This window comes from Paenibacillus sp. D51F, assembly GCF_053345695.1.
Genome location: NZ_JBKFAO010000003.1, coordinates 383,852 through 399,492, shown reverse-complemented (window position 1 = coordinate 399,492; position 15,641 = coordinate 383,852). Strand labels below are relative to the sequence as shown.

The window sequence follows — 15,641 nt, the reverse complement described above, 5'->3', positions numbered from 1 at the left end:
CGTTCAACTTAGTTTGTCTACTAAACAAACTAAGTTGTTTTTGGTATACTTAACGGAAGCGAATCCAAGCCGCATTTGTTTCCTCTCTCATCCGATATATACTTGTCTTGATCAGCAACCGGCCGCAGGCCGCAACATAGAAGGAGAGCTGCACCTATGAAACCGACTACCGCCACCGGAGATCCGGCAATGATCCGGCGCATCAATACGGGCATCGCGCTCGAAGCCGTACTGAAGCATGCCCCCTTGTCCAGAGCGGCGATATCCGAGAAGACGGGCCTCAACAAAGCGACGGTATCCTCCCTCGTGCAGGATCTGCTGGACCAGCAGCTCGTCCTCGAAACCGGTCAAGGACAATCGAGCGGCGGCCGCAAGCCGGTCATGCTTGTATTCAACAACCGGGCCGGACATACGGTCGGCGTCGACGTCGGGGCGAACTACATCCTTGGCGTGCTGACAGATCTGGAGGGCGCTGTCCTCGAGGAGATCAGGCGTCCTCATCAAGCCCGTTCGGCGGCTTCCATCATGAAGCTGCTGTTCGCGCTTATCGAGGAGCTTGCAGCTGTCGCCGAAGCCAGCCCTTACGGCCTCGTAGGCATCGGGATCGGCCTTCCCGGCATCGTGGACGAGACGGGAGCCCTGCTGTTCGCCCCGAATATGGACTGGGAGCCTACCGAAGTGGCCCGGCTGACGGAAGCCCGCTTCGGCGTGCCGGTGCGGGTCGACAACGAAGCCAACTTCGGCGCCCTCGGGGAGCAGGTATTCGGAGCGGGCTCGGGCATCCGTCATCTGGTCTACGTCAGCGCGGGCATCGGCATCGGGACGGGCCTCGTGCTTGACGGCAAGCTGTACCGCGGCTCCACCGGCCACTCCGGCGAGCTCGGGCATCTCTCCGTCGATTATGCCGGCCCGCCTTGCCGCTGCGGCAACCGGGGCTGCTGGGAGCTGTACGCCTCCGAACAAGCGTTGCTGGACAACGCTCTTCCTCTTGGATGCCGCACGCTGGATGAAATCATGGAACGAGCGAACGCAGGCGATAAGGCGATCATCGACGTCATGGAGCGCACGGGGGCTATGCTTGGAGTCGGAATCGCGACCATCGCCAATGTCTTCAATCCGGAAGCCGTGCTCATCGGGAACCGGCTGAGCCGGGCCAAGCGCTGGCTCGAAGTCCCGCTTGCCCGCGAGCTGGAGAGCCGCGCGCTCCCTTACCACCGCAGCCGCCTGCGCGTCCTGTTCGCGGAGCTCGGCGATGCGTCGGCCGTGAGGGGAGCCGCGCACTTGGCCGCAAGCGCCTTTTTGGACCGGGTCAAGGCCGGCAGGGTTCAGCTTCTATCTTCCATGTGAAATTCGTGCCCGGTGAACATCGCAGTTCTCGATGATCAAGCCGCTGCTTTTCCTGAAATTCCACCAATTAAAAGAGGCTGTTCCCTGCGTCAATGAGATGACGAAGGGAACAGCCTCTTTTTTTATTGCCGTTATACCGGCTTGACGAACAGCGAGTAGAGCAGCACCACCAGGATGAGGAGAGGTGCGACGTAGCGCAGCGTAACCATCCACGCCCTGTACCAGAAGCCCGTAAGGCCGGCTTCTTCCCCGGCCCGCTTCCAGGCATACCCGGTGAACAAGGTGACGACGAGTCCCCCGATCGGCATGAGCAGATATGCCGTGGAGAAGTCGAACCAGTCGAACACCGTTTTGCCGAAGATGAGGAAGTCGCTCAGCGAGCCCGTCACGGACAGCGCCGAAGGAATGCCGAGCACGAAGCAGACGGATGTCACGATCGTGGCGGCCTTCTGGCGAGACCATTTCCACTGGGTCATGGCGAAGGCTACCGGCACTTCAAGGATGGACACGGCCGATGTCAGCGCCGCGATGGCCAGCAGGATGAAGAACAAGCCCCCGAAGAAGGCGCCGAAAGGCATTTGCGAGAAAGCCGCCGGCAGCGCCATGAACGCGAGCCCGACACCCTTGTCCGGCTGCAGCCCGTACGAAAAGACGGTCGGGAAGATGATCAGGCCGGCGATGAAGGCGTACCCGAGATCGCCGATGCCGATCGCGAGCGTCGCTTTGCCGAGCGATTGCTCCTTCTGTACATAGGAGCCGTAGGTCAGCATGCATCCCATGCCCAGGGATAGCGAGAAGAAGGCATGTCCGAGAGCGACCAGCACGGATTCGCTGTCCAGCTGGGCGAAGTCCGGCTTCAGGAAAAACTCGACGCCTTCAGCTGCGCCGGGCAGCGTGAGAGAACGGGCCATCAGAACAAGCAGGATGATCAAGAAGCCGGGAATCAGAATTTTGTTGAATTTCTCGATGCCGCCGGAGATGCCTCTGCCCACGACATAACCGCAGATGAGCATCACGACCGCTTGCCAGAAGATCGGCATGAGGCCGCCGGCGAAATCGGTGAAATGCGTTTCGTAGTTCATTCCCTTATGCGACAGGCCGCCGGTAAGGGAATCAAGCGTGTATTGGAACGTCCAGCCGGCCACGACGGCATAGTAGGACATGATCAGGAAGGCAGTCAGAACGGACAGGGCGCCGAACCATTTCCAGTATTTGTTGCCGGTCAGATTGAACAGCGACATCGCTGCGTTGCCCCGGCCTCCGCGTCCGATCGTCATCTCGGCCAGCAGCACGGGCAAGCCGACCACAATCAAGCAAACGATGAAAAGAAGAAAAAGGGCCGCGCCTCCATGCTCACCGGTAATATACGGAAATTTCCACATGTTTCCCAGCCCGACCGAACTGCCGATCGCAGCCAGAATGAACCCTGACGAGGAAAAACGCTCTGCCTTATTCAAGGACCCGACGGGGGAGTTGCTTGATGACTGCTTGCTCATGGATGATTTGCCTCCAGCTTTTCATGTTGGTAAGAGATTATTAATTTATCGAAAAAACGCTTTAATGTCGAGAAGCAATTGGTCTCATCTTTTTCTAGGCGGATCAACCTTTCCCTTATCTGGTATAGAAAAAAGTCAAATGGAAAAAGTTAACCAGGAACGAAAGATGAAGACAGGAAGGAAGTGCTGCATAATGAGTCCCTCTACAGAAAACAACGATCCGAAGGATATCTTGACCAACAGGCAAGGCCATCCGATTACAGACAACCAAAACATCCGCACAGTCGGAAACCGCGGGCCATCTACGCTTGAGAATTATCATTTCATTGAAAAGACTTCCCACTTCGACCGGGAAAAAATACCGGAACGGATCGTGCATGCCCGAGGTGCCGGCGCCCACGGGTATTTCGAAGCCTATGGCAAGGCGGGGAGCGAAGCCGTATCCAAGTATACCCGCGCCAAGCTGTTCCAGGAGGCCGGCAAGCAGACGCCCGTATTTGTCCGCTTCTCGACTGTCGTGCACGGCGGCCATTCCCCGGAGACATTCCGCGACCCTCGCGGCTTCGCCGTCAAATTCTATACCGAGGACGGCAACTGGGATCTCGTCGGCAACAACCTGAAAATCTTCTTCATCCGCGATCCGCTCAAATTCCCGGACATGGTGCATGCGTTCAAGCCCGATCCGGTTACGAACCTGGGCAACCCGGAGAGAATGTTCGACTTCGTCTCCAATTCCCCGGAAGCGACGCACATGATTACCTTTCTCTTCTCTCCGTGGGGTATTCCCGCCAATTACCGGCAAATGCAAGGCTCCGGCGTCAATACCTACAAATGGGTCAACAAGGAAGGAACGGGTTTTCTCGTCAAGTACCACTGGGAGCCTCTGAAGGTCGGCATTAAAAACCTTACCCAGAAGGAAGCCGACGAAATCCAGGCCAAAAATACGAGCCATGCGACCCAGGATCTGTACGAGGCGATACAGCGCGGCGACTATCCGGAATGGGAGCTGAACGTGCAGATTCTGAGCGACGACGAGCATCCCGAGCTCGACTTCGATCCGCTCGACCCGACCAAGCTATGGGACCAGGACAAGTTCCCCTTCCTTCCCGTCGGCAAAATGGTGCTCAACCGCAACCCGGACAACTACTTCGCCGAGGTGGAGCAGGCGGCCTTCGGAACCGGCGTGCTCGTCGACGGCCTCGATTTCTCCGACGACAAGCTGCTGCAGGGCCGGACATTCTCGTATTCCGACACGCAGCGCTACCGGGTCGGCACGAACTACTTGCAGCTGCCGATCAACGCGCCGAAAACGACGGTCGCGACGAATCAGCGGGACGGCCAGATGGCCTTCAATGTCGACAAGGGACAGCATCAGAATCCCCATGTCAACTATGAGCCCTCCTCTCTTGGCGGACTGAAGGAAGCGGCCCCGTCGGGCAAGGAGCATGAGCCGATGTACCATGCCGCTCTGGTGCGGGAGAAGATATCCCGGCCGAACGACTTCAAGCAAGCCGGAGAGACGTACCGGAAGTTCGAGGAGTGGGAGCGGGAGGAGCTCATCTCCAATCTCGTCGATGCGCTCAAGATCAGCGCGCCTGTCATCCAGCAGAACATGATCGCCCACTTCAGCGAGGCGGATGCCGACTACGGCCGCCGCGTGGCAGAAGGGCTGGCCAAGGCGAAGGCCGACATGGAGCATATCGGATCCTCCGGCATGCGCGAGGGAGCGGAGAAGGCGGAACGCTCCGGGCACAAGACAGACGGATACTGAAACACAGCAAAGCGGCGGTCAGCCCGGCATGGAATGCCGGACGGACCGCCGCTTCTTTTTTGCGTTCAATATCGATATCACTACTTGCCGTAAAGTACACATCGACATTTTCGGGATGGACAATTAGGGCCTATGTCATAAATGTACATTAAAAAACGGGCCCGAAGACCCGCTTGCTTTCAAAGAGCTTAAATTCTGCCTGCTGCCCACAGACTCGCCGAGCGGATCAGCCGCTGCACCTGGCCGCTCTCGAAGGAAGCCCGGTCATGGCCCGGCATAAGGACGGCGATCCGGCCTTCCCCGTACCGCTGCACCCAGGCTGCAGGGTAACAGCAGCCATCCAGCCAGTACTCCAGGATGACCTCGCGGTCCTTCGACCTGCTGAAGGAATAACGGTAAGGCTCGTCAGGGGAATCGAAGGGCTCGATATTCTGTACGATCGGATGCGCTCCGCCCTTGCCTACGACCGGTTCGAAGGAAAGGGTCTGATAAGGGGGATGCCCGATGAAACGCGCTCCGATCATTTCTTCAAGCCGAGGATCGGCTGCGAGAGAGATGCCGGAATGGATCAGGACGAGTCCGCCGCCTTGGCCGACAAAATCGATGATGCCCTTGGCTTGCTCGGGTGTGACGGGATCTTCCCAACGGTCGGTATAAGCGGCTATCAATCCCGTTCCGGAAGCAGGTCCTTCGAGAACGCTGTAATCCTCCGTCGCTGCCGCGTCGAAATCATCCTTCAAGGCGCCGAGAATCATTTCCTGCACAGCCTGCAAGGGATGATAAGAGGCGCCGGAGCCGTCTCCCAGCAGCACGGCGCGCCTTGCAGGCTGAGGCTTGACGCGCCCGGCAGCGGTCTGCCTCCCCGTCAAGATGCCCATGCGAGGGCTTCCGGCCCCCGCCATCCCTGTATCCGGCACATAGACTGTGCCTCCCCTTCCGACTTCGACAACCATGCCCTGTCTCTCCCTTCAGGTCGATTGAATGAAATAAAGCGATAAGCGTCTAACGGATCTATCAACTAATCTATTCCACTTTTTGAAGCAAATCCCTTCCCGTCCTCGTCAACATCTTGAAGCCGGTCCATAAAGACGACAAACCGGCAGCCGGCCGCAAAGCTGTCATGCCCTGCGGCGCTGCCGGATTCCGCGAGGAGCGTCGGAAGCTCGAACAACAATACGGATTTTTACCCGCTTGGACGCAAGGCGAAACAGGATTCCGGAGCGCGGACCGAGAACTGGTCCCTGTGGCCGGCTTCAAATGCATATTCATGCATATCTGCAAGCAATACCTGCGAGGAGGAACAGAAATGGAACCGAAGTGGCTCGAATGGGCAAAACAAATCCAAGCCATAGCCCAGACCGGGCTTGCCTACGGGCGTGACGTCTATGACATCGAACGTTTTGAAGCCCTGCGGGAGCTGAGCGTGGAGATCATGGAGACGCATACGTCCGCGGGCAGGGAAGAGATTCGGCTCGCTTTCGCCAGCGGCTCCGGTTATGCCACGCCAAAGGTGGACGTGCGGGGAGCCATTTTCCGGGAAGGCCGCATCCTGCTCGTCCGGGAAAGATCGGACGGCGCCTGGTGCCTTCCCGGCGGCTGGGCGGATATCGGCCTGACCCCGAGTCAATGCGTGATTAAGGAGATCAGGGAAGAGACGGGCTTCGAAGCCAGGACGGTAAGGCTGCTTGCCGTCATGGACAAGATCCGCCACGGGCATCCTCCCGATGCGCATCATATCTATAAGCTTTTTTTCCACTGCGAAATCACGGGCGGGCAGGCTTCCGGCGGCGTGGAGACAAGCGAGGTGAAGTTTTTCGGCGAGGATGAGCTGCCTCCCCTGTCGCTCAGCCGCAACACGGAAAGCCAGCTGCGCATGATGTTCCGGTACGGACGGCAGCCGGACATGCCGGTCTATTACGATTAAGGAGTGAAATTCCTCTTTCCCGAAGCGCAAAATCTGCTATACTGGCGGAAGTTGATTTCCAAATGTAAGTCATTTCCTGCTATTTACAGTCAGCGCTTTCAGAAAGAAGGTCAGACATTCATGCACCAAGATCAACCGTCGATTGCAGCCTCGCAAACCGACAAGGATCGGTACCCGCTCTCTCTCTACTCCCTCACGGTCGGAGCCTTCGCGATCGGCTTGACGGAATTCGTCATCATGGGCCTGCTTCCCGAAGTAGCCGCGGACCTTGGCGTAAGCGTGCCGAAGGCGGGCAACCTTATTACCGGCTACGCGCTCGGAGTCGGCATCGGCGCTCCCGTGCTTGCGCTGGCAACGGCCCGCTTCCCCAAGAAACTGCTGCTTTCCCTGCTGATGGTGCTGTTCATCATCGGCAACCTGGGAGCCGCACTGGCTCCGAATTACGGCCTCCTGCTGGCGGCCCGCATCTTCACCTCGCTTGCCCACGGCACCTTCTTCGGCATCGGAGCCGTGCTCGCGGCGAGCCTCGTCTCTCCCAGACGCCGAGCCGGAGCCGTGTCGGTCATGATGGCCGGCCTGACGATCGCCAACATTCTCGGCGTGCCGTTCGGAACCTTCATCGGGCAGGAGCTTGGATGGCGGATGTCGTTCTTCGTCGTCGCGGCGATGGGCGCCGTCACGCTGGTCGGCCTGATCGCCATGATTCCTTCGATCAAGCAGACGGACGACACCAACGCAGCCAGGCAGATCAGGGCTCTCCTGCAGCCCAAGCTGTTCCTCGTGCTGATCACAGGCGCCTTCGGCTGCTGCAGCCTGTTCAGCCTGTTCAGCTACATCAAGCCGCTGCTCACCGGAGTAACCGGCGTCGGCGAGGGCAACGTGCCTTGGATCCTCGTCCTGTTCGGCTGCGGCGTCACGATCGGCAACATCCTGGGAGGCAAGCTGGCAGACCTCAAGCTGATGCCGACGGTCATCGTCTCCTTCCTGGCCCAAGCGGTCATTCTGGCGCTGCTCGGCTTCGCGGACGTTTCCTTGCCCGCTACGCTTGCCCTCATCTTCCTGTGGGGAGCGGCGAGCTTCTCCGCCATGCCGGGGCTGCAGGTCCGCATCATGAACCTTGCCAAGGATGCGCCTGCCCTGGCTTCGACATCCAATCACGCTGTCCTGAACTTCGGCAACGCCTTCGGCGCCTTCTTCGGCGGCTGGATCGTGCTGTTCTTCGAGACAGCTCCCGGAGCGTACGACTACGGCGTGCTGCCGTGGACGGCATCGGCATTCTCCTTCATCGCCCTGCTGCTGGCGCTCTGCCTGGCGGCATGGGACCGCCGGAGCGCCGCCGCCCGCTGAACATCCCGATGAACATAGAAGAGGACTGCCCCCCGTTTTCAGCAACGGTGCGGGGGCAGTCCTTTTTTGTCGCTCTGTGCCGCTTGAATTCCTTGGCACAACCATGCGGCATTGAAGCAAGCCGGCAGCGTGTCGCACAGCAGCCCGCCCGGGGATGACCGGCATGCAAGCGGTCATTCCGGGAGCCTCTCCCGTATTTCCCTCTGCAAACAGGCGGCTTCAGGCCGCTGCTTGCTTCCGGTCGCGGGGGAGCAGGAACGCAAGCGCGCCTGCGACCGGAAGCACGCTGGTCCAGTACATGACGCTCTGCAGGCCGTAGATGTCTCCAAGCTTGCCCAGCACGACGGCGCCGAGCGCCCCCATCCCGAAGGCGAAGCCCGTGATGAGTCCGGATGCCATGCCGACCCGGCCCGGCATCAGCTCCTGCGCGTAGACGACGCTGACCGAGAAGCTCGCCTGGATGATCAGGCCGATCAGCGCTGCGACGGGATACATCCAGACGAGCGGCAGATGCGGCAGCAGCAGCGTGAACGGCGCCGCTCCCAGGATGGACAGCAGCATCGTGCGCTTGGCCCCGATTCGGTCCGAAACCATCCCGCCGAAGAAGGTTCCGACGACTCCCGCGATCATGAACAGCAGCAGCGGCACCTGGGCGGCCTGCTTGCTGAGGCCGTAGTCGTGGATCAGGTAGAATTGGTAGAACGTGCCGATCGCCGCTCCGTACCAGGAACGGGCGAACACAAGCAGAATCAGCACGGACAGCGCGAAGGCGACGACATTTTTACGCTTCCGCGCATCGAGGGACAGCTCGCCTCTCGGCACGGCCGCTTTTTTCACCGGCTTGCCATGCTCCTCCAGCTGCTTGCGGTACCACGGCACCACCTTCAGCAGGATGAGGATCGCCGCGGCAGCCAGCAGCGTGCCCCAGACAGCGCCGCGCTGCCCGAGCGGGATGAAGATGAAGATCGTCATGAGCGGCGCCAGCGACTGGCCGAAGTTGCCCCCGACCTGGTAGATCGACTGGGCGAAGCCGCGCCTGCCCCCGGCGGCGAAATAAACGACGCGCGAGCCTTCCGGATGGAAGACGGCCGAGCCCAGTCCGACGAACACGATGAAGAAGATAAGCATGCCGAAGCTCGGGGCGAACGCCATGCCGGCCATGCCGATCATGCTCATGAGCATGCCGACCGGCAGCATCCAGGGCGACGGCTTGCGGTCGGAGACGAGCCCGACAACCGGCTGCATGACCGATGAAGTCATCTGCAGCGTGAATGTCAGCCACCCGATCTGGGTGTAGCTGATGTTCAGCGTATCCTGGAAGATGGGATATAGAGCGGGGATGACCGATTGCATGGAATCGTTGAGCATGTGGACGGCGCTGATGGCGATCAGAATCGCATAGATGGTCCCGGTGCGGGCTGCGCCGATCCGGGCCGATTGCGAAGCGGACATGGACAGGACTTCCTTTCGTCGCGTGGATGGATTGTATGTTCGTCAGTAAATGAGAGGGGCGCGGGCATGCAGCGCCGCCTGGGCAGAGTCCGGCGCTGCCCGCGCTTAGACAGAGGACAGTCTCCTCAGGCGAAGCAGATGCATACCGGCGCCGGAATCCGCAAGGATGCAGGCGCAGGAGCGAGCTTGCCGCTGTCCGCATCCCTCCGGAAGGAATGGATCGTGCCGCTCTCCTGGTTAGCGGCGAGCAGCCATCTGCCGTCCGGAGAGATGGCGAAGTTGCGCGGCGTGCGGCCGCCGGTCGGGCAGTGCTCCACCGCTGTCAGCGTCCCGTCGCCGGCGTCGACCGCGAACACGGCGATGCTGTCATGGCCCCGGTTGGACATGTACAGGAACCGGCCGTCCGGAGAGAGATGGATATCCGCCGCCCAGCTGGTGCCGGCGAATTCCTCCGGGAGGCCGGAAATCCGCTGCACGCTTTCCAGCGTGCCCGTTTCCTTGTCCATCCGAAGCACGTTCACGTACGAATCGAGCTCACCGGCTACATAGACATAGGGAAGGCTGGCTGGGATCGCCGCATGGCGGGGGCCGGTTCCCGGCTCCAGCCTGGCGGTGCTGGTCTTGAGCAGAGAGCGCCCGTCGGCGGACTGCCGGTAGATATAGACCGAGTCGGTGCCCAGATCGCACAGGTATGCAAAGGGAGTGCCCGGAACCGGTCCGGCGCTGTGGACATGAGGCTTTTCCTGCCGGTCGGCTGCCGGTCCGAGCTCGCCTTCCCCGGATACGAGCGCCGAAGCCGGCTCCGACAGCTGGCCGTCCGCTTCAAGCGGAAAGATTGCCGCATTGCCTCCGCTGTAATTGGAGACGTACAGGCTTTGACAATCAAGGGACAGGCTGACATGGCAAGGATGCTCCCCGTGAGTCAGCTGGTCGCCGAGCACCTCGAGCTCGCCGCTCTGCGGATCAATGGCCAGCGCATGGACGGAGCCGCCGGACTGCCCTCTCGTCTCGCCGGTTTCGCTGGCGGCGTAGAGCATGTTGCCCGCGGGATGGACGGCCAGGAACGAAGCCTGCTCGATTCCGGCGAGCTTCTGGAATACCGACAGCTCTCCTGTGCCGCCGTCGAGCCGGCATGCATGAACGGTCGGCTCCTGGGCCTCCCCGTAAGAAGCTATGTACAGCGTATAGGTCATGGATGCTTCTGCCATTTTCTCTCCTCTTTTCCGGCCTGGGCCTTTTTGTCAGTGAATATACCTTATTTCAGCCGTTCAGACAATGCCGCCCAACAGTCGTAAGCGCGGCCAAACCATTCCATTCGTTGTCATTTCGAGCTCTAGAACGACATCTCGCAGCAGCAGGAAACGGATAAGCCCCTCTTGCAGTCCATGATAATCCGACATTTGTCCCCAGTCTCTTACAGCAGCATCCGACTCTTGCTATACTGGGTAATAGATAGTGAAGAGCGCCGCGAGAGGGGATGGATCCATATGAGGTCGAAACGGATCAAGCGGACAAGCCTGGCTGCCGCAATACTCATCGTCGCCTTAGCCGGAGCCGACTGGCCCGGGCAGGCGCATGCCGGCATCTGGGACAATCTCAAGGACATCTATGACACGCCGGCCAAGGTGGACGAGCTGCAGAAGCAATATACGGAATCGATTGCCCGGCTGGAGCAGCAGCAGGAGAGGCTGAAGCAGGATTACGAGCAGAAGCAGGCGGAGTTCGAAGCGAGGCAGCAGGAGCTGCAGCAGCAGAACGAGGACTTCCGCAAGCAGAACGAAGCGCTGGCGGAGCAGAACCGGCAGCTGGAAGAGAGCATGGCGGCCGCCAGGCAGAAGCAGGCTTCGCTGAAGCACGGCATCGCTGTCGCCGTGCTCGTGGGAGCTTCCGCCCTGCTGGCCTATATCGCGGCCGTACGGGTGTGGCGCTACCGCGTCTACCGCGCTCAGCGGCGCGACCAAGGAAAGGCAGCCGGCTTATGATCGTGACGGCGCCGCCGCCTCACGGGCATGTGCGGATCGAGCTTGAAGAAGCCGACAAGCTGCAGGTGCTGCACCCGAAGGCCATCATCGCGTTCCGCGGCCCGGCCGGTGCGCGCGAGGACCGGTTCATGGATGCCGCCGGCGTCTACCGCAAGCGCAAATGGATCCGCTCCCGGATCCAAGGACCGAGCGAGTTCCTGCTCGGCCTGCCGCCCGGCTGCGGCCTGGAAGCGGTGGCGCTGCCCGAGGACAGCGACTTGCTGTTCGACTTCCGGCATATCGTCTTCTACAGCGACGGCATGGCCATGAAGACGCGCATCCACAAGCTCAAGACCGCTTGGATCACGCGGGAGCTGACCCGGATGCGCTTCACGGGCCCCGGCACGCTCGGCATCCTTACGGCGGGCGGCCTTGCCTCCATGAAGCTGTCCGAGGAGCAGCCGCTCTATGTCGATACCGCCTCGCTCGTCGCTTTCCCGGAGTCGGCGCGGGTCAAGCTCGCCGTCTACGGCAACCCGCTGGCTACCCAGCATATGAACGTCCAGTGGGAGCTGAAGGGACGCGGCTCCGTGCTGGTGCAGACCGGATCGCTCGATCCGGGGCTTGTCGAGCCTCTGCAGCGGGACGGCTTCCTGCGGAGGACGCTGCGGGAGCTGCTGCCGTTCGGAGGCGTCTACATCAAATAAGACCAAAACAATCCTGCCCATGGGCAGGATTGTTTTGGTCTGGCCGTATTCGATCATCTCTTGAAACGTTCTCGATCTCTCCGGACGTTCTACCGCTGCACCCGGACCTCGGACGGCGCCAGCCCCCGGTAGCGGCGGAATGTGCGGCTGAAATAGCTGAGATCATTGTAGCCTGCCGCCATCGCGATCTCGGCGATGGTCTTCTCCGTATTGCGGAGCAGATCCTCGGATTTGTTGATGCGGATCCGGTTGACGTAGTCGGTGACGGTGCGCCCCGTCAGCTGGCGGAACAGCCGGCTGAAGTGGAAGCGGCTGAGCGAAGCGAGCCCTGCCAGCGAATCCACCGTCAGCTCCTCCGTGTAGTGCGTCTCGATATGATGGAAAATCGGCTGGAACCGCTCCAGGTTGCGCAGCCGCGCGTGCGACTCCGGCTCGGTCAGCCTGACCTCGACATAGCCCCGCAGCAGCAGCGTCAGGAGCCGGTACAGCAGCGATTTCACCGACAGCTCGAAGCCGGGCTGGCGCCAGGCGAACTCGCCCTCAAGCTGCTCCATGCAGGCATTCAGCTGCTCGTCTCCGCGGATGACGTTGCGGAAGAGGATGCGGTTCTGAACGATCGGCGTGATGTATTTGGTTTCGGCCGCGTCGGGAGACAGGCTTTGCAGCAAGCCCAGATCGGCGATCAGGCAGTCGTATTCGATCTCGTCCGACAGCAGGATGCCCATATGGATATCGTTGCTGTTCACCGCGATCAGATCGCCGGGTCCGGCTTCGCAGGAAACGTAATTGCATTCCACGACCGCATGTCCCGAACGGATGTAGAGGAGCTCCATATGATTGTGCCAATGAGCCTCGAACAGAATCCGGCCGCGTCCCGCGAAGCGCGAGGTGCACAGCTTGACCGGGAAGTTCGGGTCGGGCATGCTCATTTCCTCCAGTAGCGATAGAGGGCGTTCCATCGGCCGGTCCTCCTTCTAAGGCTGGTCTGCGCCGGCTGCCGGGGCAGCCGCGAACCGCACAATTGTACTAATAGAGCGCATGATCACCCATGCCGAATGGGGATGGCGCCGCTATACTTTCACTATATAAGGTTACCAAGCCAATGGGGAGTGAAGCAAGCATGAGTATCCGAATCGGCGTCATCGGGACCGGATCCATCTCCGAGTTCCACCTGCAGTCTTATGCGGCCAACAAAAACAGCGAGGTCTATGCCATCTGCGACATGAATCGGGAGAGAGCACAGTCCGTCGCGGACAAATACGGCGCCTCCAAGGTATACGGTGATTACCGCGAGCTGCTCGGAGATCCGGACGTGGACGCGGTCAGCATCTGCACGTGGAACAACACCCACGCGGAGATCAGCATCGCCGCGCTGGACGCCGGCAAGCATGTCCTCGTGGAGAAGCCGCTCTGCCGTACCGTCGAAGAGGCTTATCAGATTCAGGATGCGGTGAAGCGCTCCGGCAAGCAGCTGATGGTCGGCTTCGTCCGCCGCTACGATCCCAACGCCCTGATGCTCCATTCGTTCGTGGAGAACGGCGAGTTCGGCGACCTGTACTTCGCCAAAGCTTCGTATATCCGCCGCATGGGCAATCCCGGCGGCTGGTTCTCCGACAAGTCCCGCTCCGGCGGCGGACCTGTCATCGATATCGGCGTGCATGTCATCGACCTGTGCTGGTATCTGATGGGCCGTCCCAAGGTGAAGTCGGTCAGCGCCAACGAATACAAGCATCTGGGCAACCGCGCCAACATCAAGCATCTGTCCCGCTATCAGGCCGCGGACTACAACGCCGATCTCAACGATGTCGAGGATATGGCCAACGCGCTGATCCGATTCGAGAACGGCGCCTCCCTGCTCGTCGACGTCAGCTTCTCCCTGCATACGGTCAAGGATGAAGGCATCGTCAAGCTGTTCGGCACGAAGGGCGGCTTCGAGATCGATCCCGAGGTCGTCATGGTCACGGAGAAGAACGACATCATCCTCAACACCTACCCGCAGACGGACAGCAAAGGCATGCAGATAAGCCGTGCCTTCCAGAGCGAGATCGACCATTTCGTCGACTGCGCGGCGAGCGGCAAGCAGCCGATCAGCCCGGTCGAGGACGGCGTCGAGATCATGAAAATACTGAGCGCGATCTATGAATCGGCTGCCCAAGGACGCGAGGTGACGTTCCCATGAAGCTCGGACTCAGCACCTACAGCCTCTACCAGGCGCTCAGGTCGGGAGAGATGACCGTTCTCGACGTCATCGACTTCACCGCGGAGCATGGCGGCGAGCATGTGGAGATCGTTCCTCTCGGTTATGAGCTTACCGGCAATCCCGAGCTCGTCAGCCGGATCGTGGAGCGGGCAGCTCAGCGCGGAATCGATATTTCCAACTATGCCATCGGAGCTAATTTCCAGGGCCTGTCGGAGGAGGGCTGCCGTGCCGAGATCCAGCGGGTCAAGGAGCAGGTCGACATCGCCGCCGCGCTCGGCGCCCGCTTCATGCGGCATGACGTGGCCAGCGACACCGATCTGTCGATCGGCAACTTCAACCGTTCCCTGGATAAGCTTGCTGCGGCCTGCCGCGAAATCGCCGATTACGCCGCAGGCTTCGGCATTACGACGAGCGTGGAGAACCACGGCTACTTCATCCAGCACAGCGACCGCGTCCAGGCTCTCGTCGAAGCGGTGGACCGTCCCAACTTCCGCACGACGCTCGATGTGGGCAACTTCATGTGCGCCGACGAAAACTCGGTCGCGGCCGTGAAGGCCAATCTTCCTATCGCTTCCGTCGTCCACTTCAAGGACTTCTATCTGCGTCCTTCCTACCGCAATCCAGGCGAGGGCTGGTTCCGTACGGCCGGCGGCAACCACCTGCGCGGCGCGGTGATCGGCAACGGGGACATCGACATGCCGGAGGTTGTCCGCATCGTCAAGTCGTCCGGTTACGACGGGTACGTATCCGTCGAGTTCGAGGGCCTCGAGGATTGCCGCCTCGGCGCCAGAGCCGGGCTCGCCAACCTGCGCCGCCTATGGGAAGAAGCCTGAGCATCCGCAGGAACAAAAGCCTGAGCTGCAGCAACAAGAAAAGCGCCCTTTTCGGGGCGCTTTTTCGTTTTAGCATCAGGCTGTCGCCGCAAAGCAATCGCATCCTAGCGTTATGAATCCTATCCTTCCCAAAATCTCTGCCCTATGTTATGATATGTAAGCGTTATCAAACGCCACTTTCTTAACCAAGCAAGGGGGATAACGGAATGATTAACGTGCCATCAAACGACCGCAATGTGTATGAGGACTTTGATGTTGAGACGGACATTCTGTATTACAGGCTCGGCTCCTTCGGACTTGTAAGCTTCCACGGCAGCAACTACAACATTAAAAAGAAAATGTCTGCCGACCAGATCAACCGGTTGTGCCGGAATGGACTGTTCTATCCGGTCGCTTCGGGATGTTACGTGAATACAGCCAAGATCAGCGGCATTGAGGAAGGAGCCGTTTACTTCGGAAGCACCGGACCCGAATCGAAGCGCGTGCCCCTCTCCCGCTGGAAGGCCTACCAGCTGCGCTGCCATCTGTCGCAGGCGCGCAGCAACCCTGCCCAGTAATCAGCCGCTGCCTTCGCCGGCCGGCCATGAGAAAAAGCCTCTGCTC

The 15,641-nt window shown here is 60.3% G+C and carries 14 protein-coding genes; 9 read left to right on the top strand and 5 right to left on the bottom strand.

Annotated features, from left to right (window positions below):
• The first annotated feature begins 156 nt into the window (after positions 1 to 156).
• Positions 157 to 1,347, top strand: a complete 1,191-nt coding sequence (locus tag ACLBWT_RS08400) for an ROK family protein (RefSeq protein ID WP_447662608.1) — start codon at positions 157 to 159, stop codon at positions 1,345 to 1,347.
• Positions 1,348 to 1,478: 131 nt separating this feature from the next.
• Here the strand turns inward: ACLBWT_RS08400 and ACLBWT_RS08395 are convergent, their stop codons facing one another.
• On the bottom strand, positions 1,479 to 2,843 hold the full coding sequence (locus tag ACLBWT_RS08395) for a sodium-dependent transporter (RefSeq protein WP_447662607.1): 1,365 nt from the start codon (positions 2,841 to 2,843) through the stop codon (positions 1,479 to 1,481).
• Between the two features lie 166 nt (positions 2,844 to 3,009).
• Between ACLBWT_RS08395 and ACLBWT_RS08390 the strand changes: the two genes are divergently transcribed.
• A complete protein-coding gene (locus ACLBWT_RS08390) occupies positions 3,010 to 4,614 on the top strand; it encodes a catalase (protein ID WP_447662606.1) in 1,605 nt (534 codons plus the stop codon).
• 188 nt (positions 4,615 to 4,802) lie between these two features.
• Here the strand turns inward: ACLBWT_RS08390 and ACLBWT_RS08385 are convergent, their stop codons facing one another.
• Complete coding sequence (locus tag ACLBWT_RS08385; RefSeq protein ID WP_447662605.1) at positions 4,803 to 5,567, bottom strand: ThuA domain-containing protein; 765 nt, start codon at positions 5,565 to 5,567, stop codon at positions 4,803 to 4,805.
• A gap of 353 nt (positions 5,568 to 5,920) precedes the next feature.
• Here ACLBWT_RS08385 and ACLBWT_RS08380 point away from each other — a divergent pair, with 353 nt between their 5' ends.
• Both ACLBWT_RS08380 and ACLBWT_RS08375 read left to right on the top strand, forming a co-directional pair.
• The gene (locus ACLBWT_RS08380) at positions 5,921 to 6,538 is read left to right on the top strand and encodes an NUDIX hydrolase (RefSeq protein WP_447662604.1); all 618 of its coding nucleotides are present in this window, start codon (positions 5,921 to 5,923) and stop codon (positions 6,536 to 6,538) included.
• A gap of 120 nt (positions 6,539 to 6,658) precedes the next feature.
• On the top strand, positions 6,659 to 7,885 hold the full coding sequence (locus tag ACLBWT_RS08375) for an MFS transporter (RefSeq protein WP_447662603.1): 1,227 nt from the start codon (positions 6,659 to 6,661) through the stop codon (positions 7,883 to 7,885).
• Positions 7,886 to 8,104: 219 nt separating this feature from the next.
• On the opposite strand, the gene ACLBWT_RS08370 is transcribed toward ACLBWT_RS08375, so the two are convergent.
• Both ACLBWT_RS08370 and ACLBWT_RS08365 read right to left on the bottom strand, forming a co-directional pair.
• On the bottom strand, positions 8,105 to 9,337 hold the full coding sequence (locus ACLBWT_RS08370; protein ID WP_447662602.1) for an MFS transporter: 1,233 nt from the start codon (positions 9,335 to 9,337) through the stop codon (positions 8,105 to 8,107).
• Between the two features lie 125 nt (positions 9,338 to 9,462).
• Positions 9,463 to 10,545 carry a lactonase family protein gene (locus ACLBWT_RS08365; protein ID WP_447662601.1) on the bottom strand — a complete coding sequence of 361 codons (1,083 nt, stop codon included), beginning with the start codon at positions 10,543 to 10,545 and terminating at the stop codon, positions 9,463 to 9,465.
• Between the two features lie 279 nt (positions 10,546 to 10,824).
• Between ACLBWT_RS08365 and ACLBWT_RS08360 the strand changes: the two genes are divergently transcribed.
• A complete protein-coding gene (locus tag ACLBWT_RS08360; protein ID WP_447662600.1) occupies positions 10,825 to 11,319 on the top strand; it encodes a hypothetical protein in 495 nt (164 codons plus the stop codon).
• Complete coding sequence (locus ACLBWT_RS08355; protein WP_447662599.1) at positions 11,316 to 12,005, top strand: AIM24 family protein; 690 nt, start codon at positions 11,316 to 11,318, stop codon at positions 12,003 to 12,005. The genes ACLBWT_RS08360 and ACLBWT_RS08355 overlap by 4 nt, the downstream gene beginning before the upstream one ends.
• 89 nt (positions 12,006 to 12,094) lie before the next feature.
• On the opposite strand, the gene ACLBWT_RS08350 is transcribed toward ACLBWT_RS08355, so the two are convergent.
• Positions 12,095 to 12,964 (bottom strand): helix-turn-helix domain-containing protein, encoded by an 870-nt coding sequence (locus tag ACLBWT_RS08350; RefSeq protein ID WP_447662598.1) that lies wholly within the window; start codon positions 12,962 to 12,964, stop codon positions 12,095 to 12,097.
• 161 nt (positions 12,965 to 13,125) lie between these two features.
• Here ACLBWT_RS08350 and ACLBWT_RS08345 point away from each other — a divergent pair, with 161 nt between their 5' ends.
• The 3 genes from ACLBWT_RS08345 (at position 13,126) to ACLBWT_RS08335 (ending at position 15,595) form a co-directional block, all read left to right on the top strand.
• Entirely contained in the window at positions 13,126 to 14,184 is a 1,059-nt protein-coding gene (locus tag ACLBWT_RS08345; protein ID WP_447662597.1) for a Gfo/Idh/MocA family protein, read from the top strand.
• Positions 14,181 to 15,038, top strand: coding sequence for a sugar phosphate isomerase/epimerase family protein (locus ACLBWT_RS08340; RefSeq protein WP_447662596.1), 858 nt, complete (start codon positions 14,181 to 14,183; stop codon positions 15,036 to 15,038). Before ACLBWT_RS08345 ends, ACLBWT_RS08340 begins: the two co-directional genes overlap by 4 nt.
• Before the next feature lie 206 nt (positions 15,039 to 15,244).
• A complete protein-coding gene (locus tag ACLBWT_RS08335; RefSeq protein ID WP_447662595.1) occupies positions 15,245 to 15,595 on the top strand; it encodes a hypothetical protein in 351 nt (116 codons plus the stop codon).
• Positions 15,596 to 15,641: the final 46 nt, after the last annotated feature.